Origin of the sequence: Brachybacterium sp. AOP29-B2-41 (assembly GCF_052378395.1) — a bacterium.
In the GTDB taxonomy this organism is placed as follows: domain Bacteria; phylum Actinomycetota; class Actinomycetes; order Actinomycetales; family Dermabacteraceae; genus Brachybacterium.
Genome location: NZ_JBQSXR010000009.1, coordinates 25,908 through 51,262 on the forward strand (window position 1 = coordinate 25,908; position 25,355 = coordinate 51,262).

Consider the following 25,355-nt stretch of genomic DNA (forward strand, 5'->3'; position numbering starts at 1 on the left):
AACCACCCAATGAACGATCAGACCCCCAGCAGGACCCTCCCCGACAGCTTCGGCCGCGCGTTCGTCCTCACCCTGCGCGAGGCCCTCGTGGGCTCCGCGGACGAGCTCGGCGACCTCGACCGCCGCGCCGGCGACGGCGACTTCGGCACCAACGTCCGCACCGCCATGAAGCACCTCGACCAGAACCTCGAGACCGACGAACCCCGCAGCTACCGCGAATGGTTGACCGCCCTGTACATGGCATGGCTCGGCGTGGGCGGCACCAGCGGGCCCCTCTTCGGCATGTTCTTCCGCGACCTCGCCAAGGCGGGAGAGGAGGCGGACGCCGCCGTGCCCACCATCGCCCAGTTCGCCAACGCGCTCGCCGCCGGCCAGGCCACCGTGCAGAAGTACGGCGAGGCGAATGTGGGCGACAAGACGATGATCGACTCGCTCGACCCGGCCGTCACCGCCCTGCGCACCGCCTTCGAGGCCGATGCGGAGACCACCGCCGTCGAGGCCCTGTTCGCGGCGGAGGATGCCGCAGTCACCGCGGCCACCGCCACGGCGCAGACCATCGCGCGTCGAGGCCGTGCCAGCTACGTCGGCGACGCCTCCCAGGGCGTCATCGACCCCGGCGCCGCAGCCATGGCCCTGGTGATCAGCTCCGCCCGCGCCGGGGCCGACGGCTCCGGCGTCGCCAACATCGGCTGGATCGCCTGACTGGCAGCTGAGCCGCGGCCCGCGACGAGTGCCCGGCGGCCGGTACCGCTCAGCGCGCTCCCCGCGCCGCTCCGCGCGCGCCACCGCTCCGCGCGTCGCCGATTCTGCGCTCAGGACCGATGGCGGGCATGATCATCGGTCCTGTGCGCAGAATCGGTGAGTCGTCTGCGCGGCTCAGCGGGTGGCAGCTGACGGGAGCGGGGCTCGCAGCTGCGGTGGCTGGGCGGTGGTGGCCGGGCGGCATCAGGGGCGGAGGGGCCGGAGAGGCGGCGTCAGAGGCGAATGACGTCAGCCATCTTCCCGGTGCGGGAGGACTCGTAGGCCGCGAGGATCACGCCGAGCACGCTGACGCCCTCGACCTCGGTGTTGAGCGGACGCTCCCCGGTGAGCAGGCAGTCCACGAAGTGCGCGATCTCTGCGGAGAAGGTCTCCACCTCCTCGTGCTCGAAGACCTGCTCCTCCTCGCCGCGCACCTGCACCCGCAGGGTCGAGCCGTCTGAGCTGAGCGAGCCCTTCTCGCCCACCACCGAGAAGCGGTCCGTGCCCGGCGCCGCCTGGTACGCCCAGGAGGTCACCATCTGGCCCACCGCGCCGTTCTCGAAGCGCACCAGCACCTGGGCCGAGTCCTCACCCTCCATGAACTTCAGGCGGTGGGTCGAGAGCATCGCGAAGGCGCTGGTCGGCACCGCGCCGGCCAGGTGCAGCATCAGGTAGGTGGGGTGGTAGCCGGTGTCGATCAGCTCGCCGCCGCCAGAGGTCGCGGCATTCGCGCGCCAGCCCATCGAGTCGGGATCGAAGTCGTTGAAGAACGAGTCGGTGGTGCGCACCTCGTACACCTCGCCCAGCGTGCCGGCGTCGATCAGCTCCTTGGCCTTCGCGACAGCGGGCATGAACAGCTGGTTGTGCGCGCACATCAGCGTCACGCCCGCCTTCTGCACCGCGTCGCTGACCTGCTTCGCCTCCTCCGGGGTGAGGCACAGCGGCTTCTCGCACAGGATGTGCTTGCCCGCTGCGGCGGCCGCGAGGATCGCCGGGGTGTGCAGGTGGTGGGGGAGGCAGATGTCGATCGCATCGACGTTCTCGTCCTTCACCAGCTCCAGGAAGTCGGTGTAGCCCTTCGCGCCGGTCTCGGCCTCGCGGCGGGCGAGCGCCTCGGGGTCGACGTCGGCGATGGCCGTGACCTGCGCACGGTCCGAGACGGTGGCGTAGGCGTTGAGGTGGGCGGTGGCGATGCCGCCGCCGCCCAGGATGCCGATGCGGAGGGGGGAGGGGACGGTCGTGGTCATGGGAGCTCCTGAGAAGTCGTGGGGGTTCGTGCTGGACGTGCTCGTCTTGTCGGTCTTCGGGGTCGTGATGGGGCGCCTCAGGTGGCCGCGGCGTTCGCGGCGACCACGAGGGCGGTGAGAGCCTGGGCCCGGTCGAGGTTCTCGGCCGTGTCCTGGCCCGAGCGGATCGCCCGGGCCCACTGCGCGAAGGGGTTCTCGGCATCGCCGGGGACGTCGATCGGGACGGGGCCCTGGCCGGTGTCGACGCTGGTGCCGCCTCCCTTCCCGAGCCCGTGCTGGAACGAGCCTTTGGTGCCCTGCACCTCGATCGAGAAGGGGCTGGTGGGAGTGACGAACCCGGTCTCGATCACCCCGATCGCGCCGTCGGCGCTGGTCATGACGACCACGGCGTTGTCCTCCACGCCGCGGCCGGTCATGTCGGTGAAGGTCGCCGAGCGCACCTGCACCTCGCTGCCCAGGATCATCTGGGCCAGATACACGGGATGCGCGGCGAGGTCGCTGAATGCCCCGCCGATCGCGGTGGCCGGATCGTAGAAGCGCGCCGGCAGCCAGTCCCCGGTGGACCCGTCATGGGCCAGCCGCACCCGCGAGTAGGTCAGCCGCCCCAGCGTCCCCTCCTCGAGCACCCGGCGCAGCGCGAGCGCATAGCCGTGGGCCAGGCGGGGCAGGGAGACGGTCAGCCGCACCCCCGCCTCGCGTGCCGCGGCGATCAGCGCCTCGCCTTCGGCGACGGTGGGGGCCAGCAGCTTCTCGGTGAACACGTGCTTGCCCGCCGCGAGCGCGCGGCCGATGATCTCGCGGTGCGCGCTGGTGGCGGTGGTGACGGTGACCCCGTCGAGATCCTCCCGGGCCAGCAGCGCGTCGAGATCCGAGACGAACTCGACCCCGAGCGCCGTGGCCAGGGACCGGCCCCGCTCGGCGTCCTCGTCCCAGACGGCGACCAGCTCGGTCCCGGGATGCTGCTGCGCTTCCCGGGCGTACTCCTCGGCGTGGACGTGCCAGGCCGAGAGGGCGGCGATCCGCAGAGGGCGGAAAGGCGGGGCCGCGGACGGCAGGGGAGCAGACGGGCGGGAAGCAGACGGAGGCGGGGCGGAAGAACGGGGAGCGGAGGGACGGGGTGCAGACATGGTCCTCACAGATTCGTCGGTGGAGATGCGGCATGCCCGCAGATCGCACCCTCGCGCGGGAGGGTCAGAGCGGGATCCCTGCACTGTTCGTGACGTAGGTTACTCACCTCCCCACGGCGAGACGGATGGAGCGGCCCGGACGGGGCCGACGCGGCCAGCCAGCTGGGGCCGACGCGGCACCCCTGGCAGGGCCCGACGCAGAATCCGGACAGGGCTGATGCGGCACCCCCGGACGGGGCCGACGCAGCAGCAGCGACACGGACCGCCTCTCCTCCCGGGGCAGCACGCTGATAAGTTCACTCACCGTGCCTGACCTCGCTGCCCTGATCCCCACCATGAGTCCTGCTGCCTGGGCGCTGGTGGCACTCGGCGCCCTGATCGTCGGCTTCTCCAAGACCGCACTGCCCGGTGCCGGCACCCTCGCGGTGGGCCTGTTCGCCTTCGCCATGCCCGCCAAGGAATCCACCGCTGCGCTGCTCCTCCTGCTGATCGTCGGCGATATGACCGCGCTGTGGGTGTACCGGCGCGAACCGGACTGGCGCACCCTGATCAGGCTGCTGCCCAGCGCCATGGTCGGAGTGGTGATCGGTGCGTTCTACTTCGCCCGGGTCGACGGGGACGGGGTGCGCCTGACCATCGGCATCATCCTGCTGGTGCTGATGATCGTCACCGTGAGCCGTCGCGTGCTCGCTCAGCGCCGCGAGGCCGCCGGTACCGCCGCGGGCAAGGAGCTGCCGCCCACCCGCGCCGCCGCGGCCGGGTCACAGCCCGGTACCGCCGCGGCCGTGCAGGGCATCGGCTACGGCCTGCTCGGCGGCTTCACCACCATGGTCGCCAACGCCGCTGGGCCCGTGATGTCCCTGTACTTCTACGCGATGCGGATGCCGGTGCTGACCTTCCTCGGCACCTCTGCCTGGTACTTCGCGATCGTGAACCTCTTCAAGGTGCCGTTCTCCGCGGGGCTGGGCCTGATCAGCCGGGACACCCTCGTGATGGACGCGATGCTGATCCCCGTGGTGCTGATCGGCGCCTACGCCGGCGCGAAGGTGGCCCGTCGGATCCCCCAGAAGGTGTTCGAGAACCTGATCCTGGTGCTCACCGTCGTCGCCGCGCTGGGCCTGCTGCTGGTCTGACGGTGGCCCGCCGCCGAAAGGCTCAGCCGGCCTGGAAGCCCTGTGCCTCGACGTCCTCGGGCGTGCCGGCGTAGATGATCTCCCGGACCTCGACCGTGGTCGGCTCGGCGCCGCCCACTCCGAGGTCGGCCGTCCACACCTTGCCACTGGGGTCGAAGTAGTAGCTCGCGGTCGAGATGTCCAGCAGCAGGGCGGCGTTCTCGCCGCAGTACAGCCAGCTCTGTCGCCCGGCATGATGATCGATGCCGTCGCGGGCGACGGGGGTGCAGGTGGTGCCGTCTGCCAGGATCACCATCAGCGGCAGCGGCGCCTCGGGGGACGGTGCCGTGAACCCGTCGATCGCGGGGGAGTGGATGCGCACGGCCGTCTTCTCCAGCGGGTCACGCACGCAGAGCGCCTCGTCGCCCTGCACCTGCTTGCAGGCGATCAGCAGATCCTCCTCCGCGCCGCAGCCGAAATAGTTCTTGCCCAGCACCCAGCGGGAGATCTGCGGTGCCCGGCCGGCGCACGCATCACCCTCGAGCTCCTCGATCTGCCAGCTCTGATCAGGCCAGACCCCGGTGATCGTGGTGGCCGTGAGCGGCGCCCCCTCCCCGCTGCCATCGACGTGCGCCCCGGGCTCGCCCTCGGAGGGGACCGGGGCATCGGCATCGACCGAGGGCACCTGGTGACCCGGGAGGTCGCTGCCGGCGCTCGGGGGCTCGGGAGGTTCGGGCTCCGGCGGGGGAGCGGCGCCGCTGCACGCCGCCAGCACCAGGGCGAGCAGGAGCGCGCTGAGCAGGGCGAGTGGTCGGCGGTGAGCAGCCATGGAGAGTGAGTGTCCGTTCCAGCAGGGGGACGACGGCCCATTCCGCCCGCCCCGGAGCTCTGCCGCTCAGCATAGGCCGACGGTCCCCCGGAGGGAACGGCTCATCGCCCCGGATCCGACACGCCCCGCCCCTCCTCTGGCGCCTTCCGGACCGTGCCCGTCCAGTCGCGCAGGGAGGCGATCACCTCGAGCAGCTCGGGCGGGTCGATCACCTCGATCGGGGCGCCGATCCACGCCAGGTACATCGCCACCCAGTGCAGCTCATCGGCGCCCGCGCGGAGGATGCAGGCATCCGGCCCGTCGGCCGTGACCGTTCCGGACCTCGCCGGGACGTGCGGCGCGACCTGCTCGTACGGGGCCAGGATCCGCACCGTCGTCGACCTCGGATACCCGCCCACGGTGATCGACTCCCGCACCACCGCCTCGATATCCGGGGTCGCTCGCGGGGTGATGGCGAAGGTCGAGGTGTGCACCGCGTGCATGCGGTCCAGCCGGAAGGTGCGCCAGTCCTCGCGGTCCAGGTCCCAGGCGAAGAGGTACCACCGCCCTTCCATGGACAGCACCCGGTGCGGTTCGAGCCGGCGCTCGGCGCGCTCGCCGTCGGCCCGCTCGTAGTCCACCCGCACCCGCACCCCGTCCCGCACCGCGGTGGCCAGGGTCATCAGCACCTCGGAGCGGATACCGGCGGCTGGCCGGGTGATCACCCCCATCGCCTCGCTGATCGCGCCCACCTCCGCCCGCACCGGCGCCGGGAGGATCCGGTCCAGGGCGGCGAGGGCCCGGAGTGCTTCCTCGTCCAGGCCGTCCACCCCGGAGGACGCCGCCAGTCGCAGTCCCACCGCCACCGCGACCGCTTCGCTCGAGCTCAGCAGCAGGGGCGGCAGCGCTCGGCCCGCGCCGAGCTGGTAGCCGCCGCCGTGCCCGGCCGAGGTGAGCACCGGATAGCCCAGCTCCCGCAGCCGATCCACATCGCGCCGCACCGTCCGCGTGGTCACGGCCATCTCCGCGGCGAGCTCCGGCCCGGTCCACACCGATCTCGACTGCAGCAGGGCCAGCAGTCGCAGCGCCCTCGTGGTCACATCGCTCATGCACACAGCATGACTGACTTCGCGGACAGGACCTGTCCGCAGGGGTGATCAGCGCCGGGTGAAGGTGCGGTGCACGAAGCGGCCAGCCCGTCGCGCGGGGCCGCCGCTCGCGGCGAGGTACGTGCCCAGCAGTGCGGCTGCTCCGCCGACGCCGAGCAGCGCGGGGCCGCGCAGCTGCGAGGGTCGTCCAGGGGCGGCGGAGATGAAGCTGCCGATGCCCACCAGCAGGGCGCTGAGGGTCATTCCCACGATCAGCCTGTCGGCGGTGCCCTCCAGGCGGGAGATGGCCCGGTCGAGGTCCTCGGCATGGATGCCGATGTCGATGCCGTGGGCCTCGTAGTCGTCCAGCAGCCGTGCCGCGCGGCCCGGCAGCTCGTGCCCGACGCGGAGCGCCTGCATCCCGGCGGAGCTGGCCCGTCGCAGGAGCGCCTCCGGGCTGAGCAGCTCGACGAGCGCCACCGGCATCACGCTCTGGAGCACCGTTCCCAGGTGGAAGTCGGGGTCCAGCACCACGGCGGTGGACTCGGTGAGCACCAGCATCCGCAGCATGGAGGACACCTCGGCGGGCAGCTGCAATCGGTGGTGGCGCAACAGCGCATAGATCTGTTCGACGACCCGTGAGACCGACACCTCGGCCAGCGGATGCCCGGAGATCGACTCGACCAGGGCCCCCACGTCCCGGGTGAGGCGCCGACGGTCGATCCCTCGGCGCGGGGGCGCCAGCCTCAGCAGCGAGGCGACTATGGCCTCCTCATCATGACGAGACATCGCCAGCAGCAGCCACAGCAGATCCTCACGGGCCGCGGGGTTGAGCCGGCCGACCATCCCGAAGTCGATGAGCCAGATCGTGGAGTCCGCGGCGACGAAGAGGTTGCCCGGGTGCGGGTCAGCGTGGAAGAACCCGTCGACGAGCACCATCCGGATCAGGGCGTCGGTGGCGGTGTGCGCGAGCGCCCGACGGTCCACTCCGGCGGCCTCCAGTCCCGCGGAATCGGTGATGTTCCGACCGGTCACGAGTTCCTCGGTGAGCACCTCGGAGGTCGTCAGCTCCTCGACCACGAGTGGGATCCGTACGGCGGGGTTGTCGGCCAGGTTCTGGCGGAACTGCTCGGCGTTCGCGGACTCGGTGCGGTAATCGAGCTCCCCGAGCATCATCCGGTCGAAGGCCTCGACCAGGGCCTCGATGTCCACATCGCGCGCCAGTTCCCATTCGCGGGCGGCCAGGGAGGCCAGCTGCTTCATGACGTCCAGATCTGCCCTGACCTCGGCGGTGACCCCGGGCTTGCGCACCTTGACGATCACCTCGGTGCCGTCATGCAGGCGGGCCCGGTGGGCCTGGCCGATGGAGGCGGTGGCCAGGGGTGTCTCCTCGAAGCTCGGGTACAGCTCATGCGGGTCGGCGCCCAGCTCGCGACGGATCGAGGCAGCGATGGCCTCGTAGGGAACCGGGGTGGCGGAGTCCTGGAGCTTGGTCAGCTCGGCGATGTAGTCCGCTGGCAGCAGATCGCTGCGGGTCGACAGCATCTGGCCGAGCTTGACGAAGGTGGGGCCGAGCTCTTCCAGAGCGGTGCGCAGGCGCTCCGGCCCCATGGGCAGACGCTCCTCCGCGTGATGGTGGCGCAGCGCCTGCGGAAGGTGATCGCGCAGACCGATCTGGGCAGCGAGGGCAGAGAGGCCGTTGCGCGCCAGCACCTCGACGATCTGTCGGTAGCGTGCTGTGACGGAGGCCATGACCAGCATCCTAGTGGGTGCTATCGAGGCAGCCGGGTGACTTCGCGGACAGCACTTGTCCGCACGGGGGCGAAGAGTGGGTCTCGAACCACCGGAGGGTCGCAGAACACCGTGTCCCGGCCCCAAGCAGACGAGAGATGAGAGCACGATGCCTTTCCTCACCGCAGAGACCACCGACGAGCGCGACAGCCTCGCCACCTTCGCCCAGCAGCAGATCGACCAGATCGCCACGGCCCTCCACAGGCTCGACCGGGAACAGCTCGCCCAGATCCCCAGCGCCTCCGAGATGAGCTTGGGCGCCCTGGCACGGCACGTGCTGCTGATCTCCGAGCGTGCGGCAGAGTCCTTCCACGCCGCGCCGGACGCGCCCCCGGCGCCCGCCAGCACCCTGGATCAGCTCATGGCCGAGGGCACCATCTCCTCCGAGGCGCTGCGCGAGAAGGACACCGCCGACTCGCTGATCGAGCAGCTCCAACAGGCCGGTGCGGGGCTCGCCGCCGCGATCCGTGAGGTCGATCTGGAGACCAGGGGTCCCGTCCCCGACCAACCCTGGTTCGAGGGGCGCACGACGTGGAGCCTGCGGTGGTACGCCCTGCACCTGATCGAGGAGAACGCCCGCCACGCCGGCCATGCGGACATCCTGCGGGAGAGCATCGACGGCAAGACCGCCTACGAGCTCAACGCGCTCGCCGCAGGGGAGGGCTGGCCGCCCGCCGGCTGGTGACCCCTCCCGCTCCCTCGCGTCGCCCGCCGGCGCCGCCTCCCTGCTCCAACCCTCACAGGAGAACCCTCATGACCAGCCCCGACATCACTCAGACCGACCAGCCCCGCGGCATCGGCGGCGACCTGCCCACCGTCCTGCTCGACCAGATCGAGCTCCACGCCCGCGAGCACCTGCGTCCTCGCCTCGAGGGCCTCTCGGACGAGGAGTACTTCTACGACCCCTCCGGCGCCGGCCGGGCCTGGACCGTGCACCCGCGCGCAGCCGACGGAGAGCTCCCGCCCACCTCGATGCAGGGCGGCTCCGGGGCGATGGTCATCGACTTCGAGTTCCCAGAGCCTGACCCCGCGCCGTTGACCACGATCGCCTGGCGGCTGGGGCACATCATCGTCGCCCTGCTCGCGATGCGCAGCCACGACCACCACGGTGGCCCGTCCGCGGACTACATGAGCTGGGACTATGCCGCGACAGCGACGGAGGCTCTGGCCCAGTTCGACGCGGAGTACGAGCGCTGGATCGCCGGCGTGCGGGCCTGGGACGCGGAGGACCTCCAGGTCGCCGTGGGCGAGGCGGAGGGGCCGTGGGCCGAATACTCCCGCGCCACCCTCGTCGCCCACATCAGCCGAGAGCTCATCCACCACCTCGCCGAGATCGCCCTGCTGCGCGACCTGTGGGCGCATCGGGGGTGACCCCGCAGGAGCGCAGGCGCCACCCCGCAGGAGCGCAGGCGCCACCCCGCAGGAGCGCAGGCGCCACCCCGCAGTAGCGCAGGCGCCACCCCGCAGGAGCGCCGGCGCCACCCCACAGGAGCGCAGGCGTCGAGCTCTCTTTCGCCGAGCGGGCAGGAGCGGTGCGGGCAGGAGCGGTGCGCTCAGGCGCCCGGCCCGGCGTGGGAGAGCTCGCGGGCCGGGCCGCTGCGGGAGGCCCGTCCCGGGGTCATGAACGTCTGCAGTGCGAGCACCGCTGCGCCGACAGCGCAGGGATGGGGCTGGACCTGGGAGACCGCCACGGTCATCTCCCCGCCGAGGTTGCGGGCCCGGGCAGTGAGCAGCTCGTCCATCACCTCTTCGACCAGCACCGGGGCGACCTGCACCCCTGGTCCGGAGAGCACCACCGCGCGGATCCCCAGGGCGCTGGTCGCGGACCAGACCGCCTGGGCGAGCGCGGAGATCGCTGCCACGAACACCTCACGCGCTCGAGGCTCCCCGCGAGCGGCGGCCAGGGCGATCAGCACCACGTCGCTGCTCAGGGAGGCCGGAGTCAGCCGCAGCTCGAGGTCCTGCGCCAGGCTGCCGGTGCGCACGGCGCACTCGATGATCGCGCGGGCCGAGGCGTACTGATGGAGGCAGCCGCGGCCGCCGCACTCGCAGGGCGCCCCGTCGGGATCGATGCCCACATGATCGAGGGTGGCGGAGCTGCCCGAGCCGGGCTGCAGCGGCCGGCCATCCAGCAGGATCGACAGCCCCAGCCCCGCATCCATGTGCACCGTCGCGCACAGCCCGCTCTCGGGCTGCTCTCCGCTCCAGAAGCTGCCGAGCGCGGCGCAGGTCGGTGCGTTCGCACTGATCGAAGGGATGTCCAGGCCCTCCGAGATCGTGCGCACCAGGGCCGGACCACGCCCGTCGAGCCCATAGGGGATCGCGAAACCGATCCCGGTGGCGGAGTGCGCCTCGGCCTCGGGCCGGATCATGGACAGCGCCCGGCGCAGCGCAGTGCCCACCTCCTCCGCATCGGAGGCGGAGCCCAGCGGAACCGCGATCCGGGCGCGCAGCCCACCGGCGAGATCCACCCCCGCCAGGGAGAGGCGGTCGGCATCGATGGTGCAGCCGATCGCCCATCGCGCCTGGTCGTTCAGCCGCAGCAGGGAAGCGCGCTTGCCGCCGTTGGACCGAGCGAAACCGCTCTCCACCAGCAGCTCCGCCGCGAGCAGACGCTTGACGGCATAGGTGACGGTCGCCGGGGTCACCCCGAGCTCCCGTGAGATCTCCACCCGGCTGGTCTCCGAGCGGCGGCGCACCAGCTCGAGGATCGCGGCGTCGGTGGTGGAGGCTCTGCGCTCTCCGATCACGCTCATCACCGCCTCCTGTCTTCCGGTCCTGGGATGGTCTCGAGCTGCTCCCGAGCTCGTCCTGTGCTGCTCTCGAGCTGTTCTCGAGATGGTCTCGAGATGGTCTTGCGTCAATCTCGCGTCAGTCTCGCACCCGGGCGGCGACGGCGGGTCGCACCGCATCGTGATCATTCCGTTGCCTGCTCCGGATGCCCCCGCCACTTGACGGATCGTGACCGAGGTCTCCACAATACCGATACTTCATTAACGTAATGAAGAAATCTCCTCGGAGCGATCGACCCGGCACGCACTGATGCGTGACAAGGAGAGCAACGATGCACCTCAGTCGTCGAGACCTGTACAAGCTCACCGCGCTCGGCGCGGCCCCCGTCGCACTCGCGGCGTGCAGCACGAGCTCCAACCTCGAGAACGGCGGAGGCGGTGGGGCGGAGGAGCGACCGATCATCACCACCACCGCCAACACCGGCCTGGCCGAGAACTTCAACCCGCATTCACCCTCGGTGATCTCCCTGATCCAGGGCCTGATCTACGAGACGCTGTTCTACTTCAACCCCCTCGAGCCCATCGATCAGGAGCCCGTCCCGCTGCTGGGCGAGAGCTACGCCTGGAACGAGGACGGCACCGTCCTGACCGTGACCACCCGCGCCGGCGCGGTCTGGGCCGACGACACCCCCTTCACCGCGAAGGATGTCGCCTTCACCTTCACCAAGATCCTCGACACTGAAGCGCTCAACGCCGCGGGCACCGCCCCGTCGGCCGAGGCGATCGACGACACCACTGTCGAGATCACATACGCCGAGCCGTCCTTCACCGAGGGTCCCAACGCCCTGGCCCGCACCTGGATCATCCCCGAGCACCTCTTCGCGGACGTCGATGATCTGGCGACCTACGCGAACCCGGAACCGGTGGGCACCGGCCCCTTCGCTCTGGATGACTTCACCCCCGAGTCCTACCTGCTGCTGGCCAACGACAAGCACTGGGACGAGGGCAAGCCCGCCATCGGCGGGATCCGCGCGATCGCCATCTCGGGCAACCAGTCCGCGACCGACATGTGGCTGGCCGGCGAGATCGACTACATGTCCTCCGCGATCCCGAACCTCGAAGAGCACGTGGCCGCCAACCCCGACCTCTCGTTCACCAACACCGGCATCTCCCAGATGGCGCTCATGGCCGCCTCCAACCCGGAGCTGGGCTGCGAGGGACCTCAGACCGACGTCGCCGTGCGCAAGGCCCTCTACTACGGGATGGACCGCGAGCAGCTCTCCAAGCTGGCCTTCTTCGACCTCGGCGCGGACATCTCGCCCTCCTTCGGCCTGCCTGAGCGCGACGCCGACTTCATCGATCCCTCGATCGAGAACGCTCCCTGGAACGCCCAGCCCGACGAGGCCAAGAAGATCCTCGAGGACGCCGGCTACGCGCTCGGCTCCGACGGGGTGTACGCCAAGGGCGACGTTCGGGTCTCGATGACGGTCTCCTGCCCCACCGGCTGGTCCGACTTCGTCACCGCGCTGGACACGCTCGCCGCGCAGTACAAGGAGATCGGCATCGAGCTGATCCCCCAGCAGGTCTCGGTCAACGAGTGGAACGACGCCAAGGCGCGCGGCACCTATCAGCTGGTCATCGACTCCGTCGGCCAGGGTCCCGCCCCGGACCCGTACTACCCGTACCGCAACCACTTCTCCACCGACAACACGGTCCCCGTCGGCGAGAACGGCAACCCGTACCACAACGTCACCCGCTTCTCGGATCCCGAGGTCGACGCCGCACTCGATGCCGCTGCGGCGACCGACGATCCCGAGGTCAAGAAGGGGCACTACTTCCTGATCCAGCAGCGGCTGGCCGAAGTGATGCCGGCGATCCCGGTGATGATCGGCTCGAGCCTGACGGAGTACAACTCCTCGAGGGTCACCGGCTGGCCCACCCAGGAGAACCTCTTCGCCTACCCGATGGCCTGGGCGGCGCCGGACAACTCCATGGTCCTCAAGGCCATCACCCCCGCCAGCTGACCCACCGGCCCGCGCCGCCCACCCCGCCCGGACACCGGCGGTCCAGGCGGCGCGGCCCGGGCGACGAAAGGATCTCGAGGCAGTGCACCTCCTGCGCAAGATCGGGTTCTACCTGGTGGCTCTCTGGGCCGCAGTGACCCTCAACTTCTTCATCCCCCGCGCCCTGCCGGGGAGCCCGGTGGACGCCGTCCTCGCGAAGCTCGCGCTGCGCGGACCGGTATCCCCTGAGACCCGCAGAGCGATCGAGGTGATGCTCGGAGCGGATACGGACCGATCGCTGTTCGAGGAGTACTTCGCCTACCTCGGCGGTCTGCTCTCCGGAGATCTCGGGGTCTCGGTGACCTACTTCCCGACCCCCGTCTCCCAGGTGGTGGGCCAGTCCCTGCCGTGGACCCTGGTGCTGGTGGGCCTGGCGACCACCTTCACCTTCATCCTGGGGATGGCGCTGGGCACCCTGGCGGGATGGAAGCGCGGGACCTGGCTCGACTCACTGATCCCCGCCACCACGATCCTGCAGGCCGTGCCCTACTTCTGGCTCGCGCTGCTGTTCATCTACGTGCTGTCGGTGAACCTGGGGATGTTCCCGATCTCCGGCGGCTACGACTACACCCTGGTGCGCCCGGCCTTCGACTACCCCTTCATCTCCAACGCCCTCTACTACGGGTTCCTGCCGGCGCTGACGATCGTGCTGTCCTCGCTGGGCGGCTGGCTGCTGGGGATGCGCAACATGATGGTCTCCACCCTCAGCGAGGACTACATCCTCACCGCCGAGGCGAAGGGACTCTCTCCGCGCCGCGTGATGCTCATGTACGCCGCCCGCAACGCGATGCTCCCCAGCGTCTCCGGCTTCGCGATCTCGCTGGGCTTCGTGGTCTCCGGCTCGATCGTGGTCGAGACCGTCTTCTCCTATCCAGGGGTCGGCTTCACCATGCTGCAGGCCGTGCAGAACAACGACTACGCGCTCATGCAGGGAATGTTCCTGATCATCACGGTGGCCGTGCTCGCGGCGAACCTCGTGGTGGACCTGCTGTACGGCGTCATCGACCCCCGCACCCGAGCGCGAGGCTGAGGAGCTCCCATGATCGACACCCCCGCTTCCCGTGGCGCCCGCTTCCGCGCCTCCCTGCGCCGCAACGCCACCCCCTCACTCGTGATCGGGGCAGGACTGGTCGTCGCGATCACCCTGTTCGGGCTGATCGCCCCGCTCGTCGTCGCCGATCCGCTGGCCATCTCCAGCGTGGGCATGTCTCCGCCGTCGGCCGAGCACCTGCTGGGCACCACCCAGACCGGGCAGGACGTGCTGGCACAGCTCGCCTGGGCCACCCGTGGCTCCCTGCTGGTGGGCATCATCGTCGCGGTCCTGGCGCTGTTCCTCTCCGCCTTCTTCGGGATCCTCGGCGGCTATCTCGGCGGCTGGATCGACGAGGGGTTCTCCCTGTTCACCAATGTCGTGCTGATCCTGCCGGGCCTGCCGCTGATGATCGTGATCGGCTCCTACGTCCAGCAGCGAGGCCTGCTGCTGATCGCCGTGATCCTCGCGATCACCTCCTGGGCCGCCGCGGCCCGAGTGCTGCGCTCGCAGACCCTCTCGATCCGCACCCGTGACTATGTGCAGGCCGCGAAGATCGCCGGGGAGAAGCCCCTCCGCATCATCGCCGTGGAGATCCTGCCGAACCTGCTGCCGGTGATGTCCAGCGGCTTCGTGTTCGCCCTGATCACCGCGATCCTCGGCGAAGCGGGCCTGAGCTTCATCGGTCTCGGCGTGGTGGGCACCCAGACCTGGGGCTCGATGCTGTTCTACGCCCAGAACGGCCAGGCCCTCACCCTGGGCGGCTGGTGGTGGTTCGTCCCGCCGGGTCTGATGATCGCGCTGCTGGGCTGCGGGCTGTCCCTGATCAACTTCTCCATCGACGGCATCATCAACCCGCGCCTGCGCACCGCCCCCAAGGCCGCGCGCAGCGTCCGCAAGGCCGAGAACGCCGACGACTCCGAGGCCACGACGAAGGAGGTCCTCGTATGAGCACCCCGATGACCGGGCCCGTCCCCCCGGACCACCCCGCCCACGAACCGGATCCGAATGTCGAGACCGCCTCCGCGATCGCGCGCGGCGAGATCGGCGACCCCGTCCTGGACAGCTCGCTCGAGGAGGGGCGCACCGGCGGCGACGTCTCCCCGGTGCTCGAGGAGCCCGTGCTGAGCGTGCGCGACCTCAACATCGTCTACGAGGTCGGCGAGGGGGTCCATGCTGTCAAGGACGCCTCATTCATCCTGCGCCGCGGAGAGATCCTGGGCCTGGCGGGGGAGTCCGGCTGCGGCAAGACCACCCTCGCCTACGGACTGAACCAGCTCCATCGCCCGCCCGCCCGCATCACCAGCGGCTCGGTCACCTTCCATGACCGCGTGAACGGCTCCGACGTGGACGTGCTGGCCTTGAAGGGGCCCGCGCTGCGCGCCTTCCGCTGGTCGAAGGTCGCGATGGTGTTCCAGGGGGCGATGAACTCCCTGAACCCCGTGCTCAGCATCCGCACCCAGCTCGCCGATGTGCTCATCACGCACCGGCCCCAGATGGAACGGGCCGAGCGCCGCCACCGCGGCGAGGAGCTGCTGGAGCTGGTGGGGGTGGACCGCGGCCGCATCGATGCCTACCCCCACGAGCTCTCCGGAGGCATGCGCCAGCGCGTGATGATCGCGATGGCGCTCGCGCTGGACCCGCAGCTGATGATCATGGACGAGCCCACCACCGCACTGGATGTGGTGGTCCAGCGCGAGATCCTCCAGGAGGTGCTGCGGCTGCGCAAGGAGCTCGGCTTCGCGGTCGTGTTCATCACCCACGACCTGCCGATGCTGCTGGAGATCTCCGACCGGATCGCGGTGATGAAGGCGGGACGGATCGTCGAGATCGACACCGCCGAGAACCTCTACTTCGAGCCCAGGGATCCCTACACCCGGCGCCTGCTGGGCTCCTTCCCCTCCCTGACCGGCGAGGCCGGGGACTTCGTGCGCGCCGGCTTCGGCGGAGAGCAGCACGCCGACCAGGAGGCCACCGCATGACCACGCTGACCGTCACCGACCTGCACAAGTCCTACCGGCTGCGCAGCGGGGCCCGCTTCACCACCCTCCAGGCCGTCAAGGGGGTGGACCTCGAGCTGCAGCCCGGCCGCACCGTGGCGCTGGTGGGCCAGTCCGGCTCCGGCAAGTCCACCATCGCGAAGATCCTCGTCCAGCTCGAGAAGCCCACCTCGGGCACCATCACCCTGGACGGGCAGCCGATCGGCACCCGCGGCAAGGGCCTGGCCCACTACCGCGACCACGTGCAGATGGTGTTCCAGGATCCCTTCGCCTCGCTGAACCCCTTCCACACCATCGGCCACCACATCGAGCGACCCCTGCTGCTGCACGGCAAGGCCACCCGCGCGAACGTGCGGCAGAAGGTGTGCGAGCTGCTCGAGCGGGTCAACCTCAGCCCCGCCGAGAGCTTCATCGACCGCAGCCCCCACGAGCTCTCCGGCGGGCAGCGCCAGCGGGTGGCGATCGCCCGCGCGCTCGCCCCGGAGCCGACGGTGCTGATCGCCGACGAGCCGGTCTCGATGCTCGACGTGTCCATCCGCCTCGGAGTGCTGAACCTGCTGGCGCGGCTGCAGCGCGAGGAGAACCTCGCGATGCTCTACATCACCCATGACCTGGCCACCGCCCGGCACTTCTCCGACGAGATCCTGGTGATGTACCGCGGCGAGGTCGTCGAGCGCGGCCCGGCCGACGATGTCATCCTGAACCCTCAAGCGGAGTTCACCCGGCAGCTGCTGCTCGCCGCCCCTGAACCGGGGAACAACCCGCGCTTCCTCGCCGAGGCCCAGCGCCGCGGCGTCCCCATGCCCGACCATCTGGCCCTCGCGAAGGAGACCCCGTGACCCTGACCAGCACCCCCAGCCGTCGGCCCCTGCACGAGGGCTGGCGTCTGAGCATCACCGACGGTCCCGCGCCCTTCGCGGTGCGCGAGGTGCCGGCCACCGTGCCCGGCACCCTGATCACCGACCTCCACGCCGCCGGGCTGATCGAGGATCCGTACCTGGACCGCCACGAGCACGACCTGCAGTGGACCGGCGAATGCGATGTCACCTACGCGACCCGCTTCGACTGGGCACCCACCGGCGCCGAGCGGGTGGACCTGGTCGCCGCCTCCCTCGACACCGCCGCCACGGTCGTCCTGAACGGCACGCGCATCGCCGAGGCGCAGAACCAGCACCGCTCCTGGCGCTTCGACGTCACCGACGCGCTGATCGAGGGCGAGAACCAGCTCGAGATCCGGTTCGCCTCCCCGCTGCGCACCGCCCGCGAGAACGAGCGGGTGCTCGGGAAGATGCCGGTGACCGGCAACGACCTGCCCTACAACGCGATCCGCAAGATGGCCTGCAACTTCGGCTGGGACTGGGGACCGGTGCTGGTCACCAGCGGGATCGCCGGCCCGATCGGCCTCGAGGAATGGTCCGGGGCGCGCCTGGCCGAGGTGCGCCCGCAGATCACCGTCGAGCCTGGTGCTGGCGCGCGCGGGCTCGTCGACCTCACGGTCCTGATCGAGCGTGCGGATCTGCTGGACGAGTCCGCGGTGACCGTCTCGGCGAGACTGCTGGACCCTGCCGGGAAGCAGATCGATGAGCTCTCTCGCTCCGATGCGCAGGACGAGCTCGACCTGCGGCTGTCGGCCGCGGACCCGCAGCTGTGGTGGCCGCGCGGTTACGGCGACCAGCCCCTGTACACCGTGGCGATCGAGCTGCGGGACGCCGAGCACCGGGTGCGCGATGCGCGCGAGCACCGGATCGGCTTCCGTACCGCCGGCGTCCTCGAGGAGCCCGACGAGATCGGCACCTCCTTCACGATCGTGGTCAACGATCGCCCGATCTTCGCCAAGGGTGCGAACTGGATCCCCGACGACTGCTTCCCGGTGCGCCTGACCGCGCAGGACTACCGCGCGAGCGTCACCGACGCGCTCGAGGCAGGGATGAACACCCTGCGGATCTGGGGCGGCGGGCTCTACGAATCGGAGCTGCTCTACGAGCTGTGTGACGAACTGGGGATCATGGTGTGGCAGGACTTCACCACCGCCTGCGCCGCCTACTCCGAGCTCGAGCCGCTGCGCAGCGAGTTCGAGGCCGAAGCCCGCGAGCACATCGTGCGCCTGGCGTGGCATCCGGCGCTGGTCCACTGGAACGGCAGCAACGAGAACGTCGAGGGCTACTACCACTGGGGCTGGCAGGAGCACATCCCCGAGGGCGCCGGCTGGGGGCTCGGCTACTACACCGAGCTGTTCCCCTCGCTGCTGGCTGAGCTCGACCCCACACGCAGCTACACCCCCACCAGCCCCTATTCGCGGCCACTGCCCGAAGATCCCCGCAACCCCGACCACGGCACCGTGCACAACTGGGTGGCCTGGGCCTCCGAGGAGGACAACGACTACACCCGCTACCGGGACACCATCCCGCGGTTCTCCGCCGAGTTCGGCTACCAGGGCCCGGCGAACTACGCGACGATCGCCCGCGCGATCACAGAGCGGCCCCTGGACGAGGATTCCGAGACGATGCTCTCCCACCAGAAGGCCGTGGGCGGACAGGACAAGCTGCGCCGCGGCATGGCCCCGCACCTGCCACCGGTCGAGGGCTTCGACGACTTCCACTTCGCGACCCAGCTCAACCAGGCCCGCGCGCTGATCAGCGGGATCGGCCACTACCGCTCCCACTGGCCGGTATGCGCCGGCACCATCGTGTGGCAGCTGAACGACTGCTGGCCGGTGACCTCCTGGGCCGCGGTGGATGGCGACCGACGCCGCAAGCTGCTCTGGTACGCGCTGCGCGAGGTGTACGAGCCGGTGCTGCTGAGCATCCAGCCCCGCGAGGCCAGCCCCGCGATCAGCCTCGGCAACGACACCGACGAGCCCCTGAGCGGAACCTTGCACCTGCGCCGACAGCGCCACGACGGCACTGTCCTCGCCGAGGCCACGCTCGACGCGCAGGTTCCCGCTCGCTCAGCGGCCACGCTGCCCGTGCCTGCAGAGCTCGCGACCGCCACGGACGCTGCCGACGAGGTGCTGCTGGTCGAGCTGGCGGGGACCGACGGGGACGGCGAAGTCGTGCGCACGGTGCACCCCTTCGCAGAGGACCGGGACTCCGCCCTGGTCGGTGACGCGGTCACCGCCACTGCACAGCCGGTCTCGGACGGGGTCGAGATCCTCGTGGAGGCCGCTTCGACCGTGCGCGACCTGTGCGTGCTGGCGGACAAGGTCGACCCCGCCGCCACGGTGGACCGCCAGCTGGTGACCCTGCTGGCCGGGGAGAGTACCCGCTTCCATGTGCGCACCTCCGCCACGGTGGACCCGAGGGCCTTCCTGGCCGATGATGTGCTTCTGAGCGCCAACGACCTGGTGGCACGGGCCCGTGCCCGCGACACCTGAGGAAGCGGGGAAGGGTATCCATGGCCACCATCGGGATCACGATCCCCGAGACCGTCTGGTCCGCACGCTCGGAACGGTTCTACACCCAGGTCCTGCATGGCCTCGAGGACACCGCGGTCTCCCAGGGCCACACCGTGCTCAGTCACGTCGCCGGCAGCCCCGGGGAGGAGATCGAGACGGTACGGCGCTGGGCCGAGCGCGACATGGTCGACCTGCTGATCCTCAAGGACCTCCTGGACGATGATGACCGCCTCCAGCAGGCTCATACGCTCGACCTTCCCTTCGTGGTGATCGGCGATCAGCGCCAGGGCGAGTTCTCCGCCGTGACCGTCGACAACGCCGGCACCATGCAACGTGTCCTGGAGGACCTGCACGGGCGGGGCCACCGGGCCATCGGCCACGTCGGCGGCCCCTCCCACCTGCTGCACAGCCGCTGGCGGTGCGAGGCATATTGGGAGTTCGTGCACGCCCGCGGCCTGCCCACGCTCTTCGCCGAAGGCGACTACGGGGCCGACAGCGGCACCGCCGCGACCCAGGCCCTGCTGGCTGACCCGCAGCGCCCCACCGTGATCGTCTACGACAACGACGCGATGGCGATCGCCGGCGCCCACTGGGCGGCCGCGGCCGGGCTGCGGGTGCCCGAGGACCTCTCGATCGTGGCCTGGGACGACTCGCCAGCCTGTCAGACCCATGAGCCGCCGCTGGCGGTGCTCGAGCACCATCCCCACCAGCTCGGCGTGGACCTCGCCCGCACTGCGCAGACCCTGCTCGCGGCTCCGGGCACCCCGGTGCGCGTGGCTCATGAGGTGCCGCGGCTGATCCCCCGGGGCACCCTGAGCACGCTGGACACCCTGGCGCCCTGAGCGCCCGCCCGTCGGTCGCCTGAGGCGAGCGCCGCACCCCGGCGAGGAGCGTGCCTCCGGCCCGGTGTGGACAGGAAAACGGGGCGAAAGCGCCTGGTCATAGACTCGCCGGCGTGACCACCCCCGAGGCGGCCGACCCCGCGACCATCCCTCCCCGCCGCCGCACGGCCGGCGCCCGCATCACCCTCACCCTCGCCGCCCTGGGGATGCTGGGCCCGTTCACGATCAACACCGTCTTCCCCGCGTTCACACAGATCGGGGAGGAGTTCGGTGCCTCCGACGTGGTGCTGCAGCAGCTGATCAGCGTCTACCTCGCCTCCTTCGCAGTGATGAGCGTGTTCCACGGCCCGCTCTCGGACGCGCTGGGCCGCAAGAAGGTGATGCTCGTGGGGCTTGCGATCTACATCCTGGCGATGTTCGGCGCGGTCTTCGCCTCGGGGATGGGCATGCTGATCGCGCTGCGGGTGCTGCAGGGCATGAGCGCCGGCGCCGCCACCATCGTCTCGCGAGTGGTGATCCGGGATCTCTTCGCGGGCGCCGAGGCGCAGCGGCTGATGGCGCAGGTGATGATGATCTTCGCGCTCTCCCCGGTGATCGCCCCGATGCTCGGCGGCTGGCTGCTGCTGCTGGGCGACTGGCGCTGGGTGTTCGTGGGCGTCGGCCTGTACGGGGTGGCCGTGATGGTGGCGACCGCGCTGATGCCCGAATCCCTGCCGAAGGCGGCCCGGATCCCGCTGCGGGTGGGCTCCGTGGTCGGAGCCCTGTGGGAGGTGGGACGCTCCCCGACGATGGTGCGGATTGCGCTCGCGACCGCTTTCGGGTTCGCGGCGCACTTCGTGTTCGTCGCCGCCGCCCCGATCATCGTGGTGCGGCTGCTGGGGCTCGGCGAGCAGGACTTCTGGGTGCTCTTCGGCCCGCTGATCATCGGCATGATGGCCGGGTCCTACCTGGTGGGGCGGGCGGCCGACGCGATGGAGCGCACCCGGCTGATCACGCTCGGCTACCTCGGCACGGTGGTGACCAGCGTGCTGAACCTGGTGCTGGTGATGGTTTTCCCGGATCCTTCCGGGCAGCTCGATGTGAGCCTGCTGCCGGTGCTGGTGGGCCCGATGCTGATGTCCTTCACCGCCTCGCTGTTCTTCGCCCCCATCCAGCTGGAGATCCTGGATCTGTTCCCGCATCAGCGCGGGGCCGCAGCATCGCTGGGCACCTTCTTCACCCTGGTCATGAACGCCCTGCTCTCCGGGGTGATCGCCCCGCTGATCACCGGCAGCCTCACCGTGGTGGCAGTGGTCGCGCTCGGCTACGTGGTGGTCGGGTCGCTCCTGTGGGCCTGGCATCTCGCGGAGAGTCGACGCCGACCCATGCGCGCTGCAGCTCCGCTCTGAGGCGCCGCACTGGGCCGCCGCGCTGAGTCGCCCCGCTGACGCCTCGCTCTGAGGCTCCCTCTGAGAGCCCGTTTCGCGCATTCCTTCTCCATTGCGGCGCTGAAGGGGGACGATGGGGTCATGTCCTTCGACCTGGATCCTCTCGAGCTCGTCGCCGCCGCGCTGATGGCCGTGCTGCTGTCCGTCCCGATCGCGTTCCCGCTGGCCGCCGGGATCATCGCCGGTCCGCGTCGGGCCTGGAGCGGGGCGGGGCTCGCGATGGGGGTCAGCCTGCTGCTGGGCGTGCTGCTCGCCATCGCGGCGTTCTTCATCGGGCCGGGGCCGTTGCAGACGCTCAGCGGCATCGGGCTGACGCTGGGGCTGCTGTGCGCGATCGCCGCTGCGGTGCTGGTCATCGTGCATGAGGATGGCAACACCCTCGCCATCGTCCTCGGGATCGTCGCCTGCGTGCTGATCGGCCTCGGCGAGCCCGGCGAGACCGTGGTCGCGATGCTCGGCATCAGCTCCTCGACCCTGGTGGTGCTCTCCTCGGTGGTGATCGGAGCGGTCGCCCTGGTGGCGATCGTCGGCTTCCTGGTCGCCGTCGCGGGCAGGGTGCGGGCGCTGCAGATCGGGGTGGCGGCGGCCGCGATCATCGGCGCGCTGATCAGCGTGTTCGGGATGTTTGGGATGCTGCTGTATGAGCTTGCGGGGGTCGATCTGCCGCAGCTGCCGCTGCTGGCCACCCTGATCACCGTGCTGGTCGCGCTCGTGATCGGCAGCGTGGTCGGTGGCGTGCTCGAGATGACGAAGGCTCGTCGGCCGAGAGTGGCGGTTCCCGAAGAGATCGCCTGACCGCCAGCAGCTCGCCTGACCCGAGTAGTGCAGATGCCCATCACCGGAACCCTCGACACCTCAGGCCGCGACCTCGTGCTCACCCGCGCCGTCGCCGCCCCTGCCGCCCGGATCTGGGAGTACCTGAGCCGCTCCGAGCTGCTCGCCACCTGGTACGGGACGTACACCGGCGACCCGGCGAGCGGCTCCGTCCTGGTCACCATGACTGCCGAGCCCGGGGAGGCGTCCGCCTCCGAGTACACGATCCACGCCTGCGAGCCGGGCCGACTGCTGACGGTCAGCGCCTCGATGGAGGGCACCTGGCGGCTGTCCCTCGAGCTCGCCGACGCGGACACTGGGGTTGACTCGGCCGACGCCGACGCCGACGCCGATGCCGACGCCGACGCGGTCGATGACGCCAGCGCCAGCACCCGCCTCGCGCTGCGTCATCACGAGGTGCCGCTCGAGATGCTCCAGTACGTGGGGCCCGGCTGGGAGTGGTACCTCGACCGACTCATCGGTGCTGTCACCGGGGGAGCGATCCCTGGCATGGACGTCTGGGACAGCGAGTACATGAGCCTCGGTGAGGACTACGCCGCGCTCGCCGGCTGACGTTCGTCCGTCACTCAGCGCGCGAGCTCGAAGCCGGCCGGGGCGAGGCGCGAAAGCTCCTCGTGCAGCAGCGCGCCGACCTCATTGCGCCGCGCCGCCCCCATCCGCTCGAGCGGCCCGGTGACGCTCACCGCGACCGAGCGTCCGCCGGTGCGGGTCAGAGCCACGCCCACGCAGGCGATGCCCACCTCGTTCTCCTCGATCTCGGTGGACCAGCCGCGCGCCGCGGCCTGATCCACCACCTCGGTGAGGTGCTGCAGGCTGATCACGGCCCCAGTCTCGCCCGCCCCCACCTCGGTGGCCTGGGCGTACGCGGCAAGAGCGTCCCCTCGGACCCCGTCGGCCGCGAGCATCGCCCGGCCCATCGCGGTGCGAGCCGCCGGCGCTCGGCTGCCCACCCGCGACCACACCCGGAGCGTGCGCTCGGGCTCGACCTTGTCGAGGTAGAGCACGCGGGTGCCGTCCATCTGCCCCAGGTGCACCAGCTCCTGGGAGTGCTGGGAGATGCTCGCGAGCGCCGGCGCGAACAGGGTCGGCAGGTTCTCGCCGGCACCGTAGGCATGGGCGAGCTCGAGCGGGGTGGTGCCCAGCCGGTAGCGCTGGTCGCTCGCTGACTGCTCCGCGAAGCCACGGTGCATGAGCGCCCGCAGCAGGCGGTGCACCGAAGCCTTGTTCAACCCTCCGGCCTCGGCGATATCGCGCAGGGACATACCCTCGGGGCCGGCTGCGGCCAGGATCTCCAACAGGATCAGTGCCTTGTCCACGCTGCCGACGGGGGAGGCAGCGTGGGGCTCGGTCGGCTCCGCGCCGGATGCAGAAGTGGTCATCTCGTGCCTCTCTCCGTGGCTGAGCAGATGTTGCTCGGTGCGCATGGCACACCTAGACTCGTCACGAACTACAGAATAAGCGTTCCATCATATAAAACAGCATCGAGGTCTCGTAGGTCGCCACCTCGCCCCGGAGGAGCCCCGCATGGCCATCGATCGCATCGACGTCAACGTCACCAGCCCTGGCCGGAACTTCGTGACCGTCAAGGTCACCACCAGCGACGGCATCACGGGCCTCGGTGACGGCACCCTGAACGGGCGCGAGCTCTCGGTGGTCTCCTACCTGCGCGACCACGTCGCCCCCACCCTCATCGGCCGCGACGAATCCCAGATCGAATCGATCTGGCAGTACCTCTACCGCAGCCCCTACTGGCGCCGCGGACCGGTGACGATGAGCGCAGTCTCCGCGATCGACATGGCCCTGTGGGACATCGCCGCGAAGAAGGCGGGGGAGCCGCTGTACAAGCTGCTCGGCGGTGCCTCCCGCAGCGGCCTGCTCACCTACGCCCACGCCTCCGGCACCACCATCGAGAAGCTCAACGAGGCGATCCACGGCTACGTCGAGGACGGCTTCCGAGCGGTGCGGATCCAGGCGGGCGTGCCGGGGCTGGACCAGATCTACGGCGTGCACGACGCCGCTCCCGGTGGGAAGTATGAATACGAACCGGCTGGGCGGGCGACGGCGGGAGCAGGGGGCACGACGATGCGGCCGACGGAGGAGTCCTGGGACACCGCCGCCTACCTCCGCCACCTGCCGACCGTCTTCGCCGGAGTGCGCGACGAGTTCGGCCCCGAGCTGCGCCTGCTGCACGACGGCCACCACCGCATGACCCCGATCGAGGCGGCGAAGCTCGCGAAGTCCCTCGAGCCCTACGACCCGTTCTGGCTCGAGGACTGCACCCCCGGCGAGGACCAGGCGGTGCTGCGCCTGGTGCGCCAGCATTCGGTGACCCCGCTCGCGATCGGCGAGGTGTTCAACTCCGTCTACGACTACCAGACGCTGATCACCGAGCGCCTGATCGACTATGTGCGCTCCTCCGCCACCCACGCCGGCGGCATCACCGGACTGCGCCAGATCATGAGCTTCGCCGCGATCTACGGCATCCGCTCCGGCTTCCACGGCCCCACCGACGTCTCGCCCGTGGGGATGGCCGCGAACCTGCATCTGGGCCTCGCGATCCACAACTTCGGCATCCAGGAGTACATGCCGCACTCCGAGAGCACGCTGTCGGTGTTCCGCACCAGCTACCGCTTCGAGGATGGCCTGCTCCACCCGGGCGACACCCCGGGCCTCGGCGTCGAGCTCGACGAGGAGGCCGCGGCCAAGCACGACTACCAGCCCGCCTACCTGCCCGTGAACCGACTGCGGGACGGCACCGTCCACGACTGGTGAGGCGTCCGGTCCGGTCCGGTGAGGGGTGCACGGTGATCGGTGGCCGCTGGCCAGTCCGAACCGTGACTACGTCGCCCACGACACGCTGTGAGGATGCGTCGAGATCACCGATTCCTGTCGTTTCTGGCAGGGAACGGTGATCTCGGTGGACGACGCGCGGCGTGTCCAGGATCAGCTGGGGTGTTCCGGTCAGCTACGGCGTGTCCGGGGTCGGCTTCGAACCGTGGCTCCGTCGCCCACGACACGCTGTGAGGGTGCGTCGAGATCACCGATTGCTGTCGTTTCTGGCAGGGGACGGTGATCTCGGTGGTCGACGCGCGGCGTGTCCGGGCCAGCTGGGGCGTTCC

At 70.3% G+C, this 25,355-nt stretch carries 22 protein-coding genes; 15 read left to right on the forward strand and 7 right to left on the reverse strand.

Annotation, left to right across the window (positions count from 1 at the left end):
* The first annotated feature begins 9 nt into the window (after positions 1-9).
* Positions 10-702 carry a dihydroxyacetone kinase subunit DhaL gene (gene dhaL, locus ACT3T9_RS10185; RefSeq protein ID WP_444606546.1) on the forward strand — a complete coding sequence of 231 codons (693 nt, stop codon included), beginning with the start codon at positions 10-12 and terminating at the stop codon, positions 700-702.
* Between the two features lie 272 nt (positions 703-974).
* Here the strand turns inward: dhaL and ACT3T9_RS10190 are convergent, their stop codons facing one another.
* Together ACT3T9_RS10190 and ACT3T9_RS10195 are read right to left on the reverse strand one after the other, a co-directional pair.
* Positions 975-1,988 carry a Gfo/Idh/MocA family protein gene (locus ACT3T9_RS10190; protein ID WP_444606547.1) on the reverse strand — a complete coding sequence of 338 codons (1,014 nt, stop codon included), beginning with the start codon at positions 1,986-1,988 and terminating at the stop codon, positions 975-977.
* A 77-nt stretch (positions 1,989-2,065) separates the two neighbouring features.
* Positions 2,066-3,115, reverse strand: a complete 1,050-nt coding sequence (locus ACT3T9_RS10195; protein WP_444606548.1) for a Gfo/Idh/MocA family protein — start codon at positions 3,113-3,115, stop codon at positions 2,066-2,068.
* Positions 3,116-3,420: 305 nt separating this feature from the next.
* Between ACT3T9_RS10195 and ACT3T9_RS10200 the strand changes: the two genes are divergently transcribed.
* Entirely contained in the window at positions 3,421-4,248 is an 828-nt protein-coding gene (locus ACT3T9_RS10200) for a sulfite exporter TauE/SafE family protein (protein ID WP_345076054.1), read from the forward strand.
* Between the two features lie 22 nt (positions 4,249-4,270).
* On the opposite strand, the gene ACT3T9_RS10205 is transcribed toward ACT3T9_RS10200, so the two are convergent.
* From ACT3T9_RS10205 to ACT3T9_RS10215, 3 genes are all read right to left on the reverse strand, one after another.
* Entirely contained in the window at positions 4,271-5,056 is a 786-nt protein-coding gene (locus tag ACT3T9_RS10205; RefSeq protein WP_441444233.1) for a hypothetical protein, read from the reverse strand.
* 101 nt (positions 5,057-5,157) lie between these two features.
* Positions 5,158-6,144, reverse strand: coding sequence for a helix-turn-helix transcriptional regulator (locus ACT3T9_RS10210; protein WP_345076056.1), 987 nt, complete (start codon positions 6,142-6,144; stop codon positions 5,158-5,160).
* Between the two features lie 48 nt (positions 6,145-6,192).
* Complete coding sequence (locus ACT3T9_RS10215) at positions 6,193-7,875, reverse strand: ABC1 kinase family protein (protein WP_441444235.1); 1,683 nt, start codon at positions 7,873-7,875, stop codon at positions 6,193-6,195.
* 148 nt (positions 7,876-8,023) lie between these two features.
* Here ACT3T9_RS10215 and ACT3T9_RS10220 point away from each other — a divergent pair, with 148 nt between their 5' ends.
* Positions 8,024-8,599, forward strand: coding sequence for a mycothiol transferase (locus tag ACT3T9_RS10220; protein WP_441444236.1), 576 nt, complete (start codon positions 8,024-8,026; stop codon positions 8,597-8,599).
* Positions 8,600-8,667: 68 nt separating this feature from the next.
* Complete coding sequence (locus ACT3T9_RS10225) at positions 8,668-9,285, forward strand: DinB family protein (RefSeq protein ID WP_441444237.1); 618 nt, start codon at positions 8,668-8,670, stop codon at positions 9,283-9,285.
* Between the two features lie 182 nt (positions 9,286-9,467).
* Here the strand turns inward: ACT3T9_RS10225 and ACT3T9_RS10230 are convergent, their stop codons facing one another.
* Positions 9,468-10,670: an ROK family protein gene (locus tag ACT3T9_RS10230; protein WP_441444238.1), complete on the reverse strand. Its 1,203-nt coding sequence runs from the start codon at positions 10,668-10,670 to the stop codon at positions 9,468-9,470.
* Between the two features lie 308 nt (positions 10,671-10,978).
* Between ACT3T9_RS10230 and ACT3T9_RS10235 the strand changes: the two genes are divergently transcribed.
* From ACT3T9_RS10235 to ACT3T9_RS10280, 10 genes are all read left to right on the forward strand, one after another.
* A complete protein-coding gene (locus ACT3T9_RS10235; RefSeq protein WP_442332771.1) occupies positions 10,979-12,670 on the forward strand; it encodes an ABC transporter substrate-binding protein in 1,692 nt (563 codons plus the stop codon).
* A gap of 82 nt (positions 12,671-12,752) precedes the next feature.
* Positions 12,753-13,739 carry an ABC transporter permease gene (locus ACT3T9_RS10240; RefSeq protein WP_441444240.1) on the forward strand — a complete coding sequence of 329 codons (987 nt, stop codon included), beginning with the start codon at positions 12,753-12,755 and terminating at the stop codon, positions 13,737-13,739.
* 9 nt (positions 13,740-13,748) lie between these two features.
* The gene (locus ACT3T9_RS10245) at positions 13,749-14,690 is read left to right on the forward strand and encodes an ABC transporter permease (RefSeq protein ID WP_441444241.1); all 942 of its coding nucleotides are present in this window, start codon (positions 13,749-13,751) and stop codon (positions 14,688-14,690) included.
* The gene (locus ACT3T9_RS10250) at positions 14,687-15,721 is read left to right on the forward strand and encodes an ABC transporter ATP-binding protein (protein WP_442332655.1); all 1,035 of its coding nucleotides are present in this window, start codon (positions 14,687-14,689) and stop codon (positions 15,719-15,721) included. The genes ACT3T9_RS10245 and ACT3T9_RS10250 overlap by 4 nt, the downstream gene beginning before the upstream one ends.
* On the forward strand, positions 15,718-16,578 hold the full coding sequence (locus tag ACT3T9_RS10255) for an ABC transporter ATP-binding protein (RefSeq protein WP_441444243.1): 861 nt from the start codon (positions 15,718-15,720) through the stop codon (positions 16,576-16,578). The genes ACT3T9_RS10250 and ACT3T9_RS10255 overlap by 4 nt, the downstream gene beginning before the upstream one ends.
* Positions 16,575-19,112 carry a glycosyl hydrolase 2 galactose-binding domain-containing protein gene (locus ACT3T9_RS10260; protein WP_444606549.1) on the forward strand — a complete coding sequence of 846 codons (2,538 nt, stop codon included), beginning with the start codon at positions 16,575-16,577 and terminating at the stop codon, positions 19,110-19,112. Before ACT3T9_RS10255 ends, ACT3T9_RS10260 begins: the two co-directional genes overlap by 4 nt.
* Positions 19,113-19,132: 20 nt before the next feature.
* Positions 19,133-19,975 (forward strand): LacI family DNA-binding transcriptional regulator, encoded by an 843-nt coding sequence (locus tag ACT3T9_RS10265; RefSeq protein WP_442332653.1) that lies wholly within the window; start codon positions 19,133-19,135, stop codon positions 19,973-19,975.
* 113 nt (positions 19,976-20,088) lie between these two features.
* A complete protein-coding gene (locus ACT3T9_RS10270; protein WP_441444246.1) occupies positions 20,089-21,363 on the forward strand; it encodes an MFS transporter in 1,275 nt (424 codons plus the stop codon).
* A 120-nt stretch (positions 21,364-21,483) separates the two neighbouring features.
* Positions 21,484-22,197 (forward strand): hypothetical protein, encoded by a 714-nt coding sequence (locus ACT3T9_RS10275; protein ID WP_441444247.1) that lies wholly within the window; start codon positions 21,484-21,486, stop codon positions 22,195-22,197.
* A gap of 33 nt (positions 22,198-22,230) precedes the next feature.
* Positions 22,231-22,788 carry an SRPBCC domain-containing protein gene (locus tag ACT3T9_RS10280; RefSeq protein WP_444606550.1) on the forward strand — a complete coding sequence of 186 codons (558 nt, stop codon included), beginning with the start codon at positions 22,231-22,233 and terminating at the stop codon, positions 22,786-22,788.
* 14 nt (positions 22,789-22,802) lie between these two features.
* Here the strand turns inward: ACT3T9_RS10280 and ACT3T9_RS10285 are convergent, their stop codons facing one another.
* Positions 22,803-23,615, reverse strand: a complete 813-nt coding sequence (locus ACT3T9_RS10285; RefSeq protein ID WP_444606551.1) for an IclR family transcriptional regulator — start codon at positions 23,613-23,615, stop codon at positions 22,803-22,805.
* A 145-nt stretch (positions 23,616-23,760) separates the two neighbouring features.
* On the opposite strand from ACT3T9_RS10285, the gene manD reads away from it, so the two are divergent.
* Positions 23,761-25,008 carry a D-mannonate dehydratase ManD gene (gene manD / locus ACT3T9_RS10290; RefSeq protein WP_444606552.1) on the forward strand — a complete coding sequence of 416 codons (1,248 nt, stop codon included), beginning with the start codon at positions 23,761-23,763 and terminating at the stop codon, positions 25,006-25,008.
* Positions 25,009-25,355 lie beyond the last annotated feature (347 nt).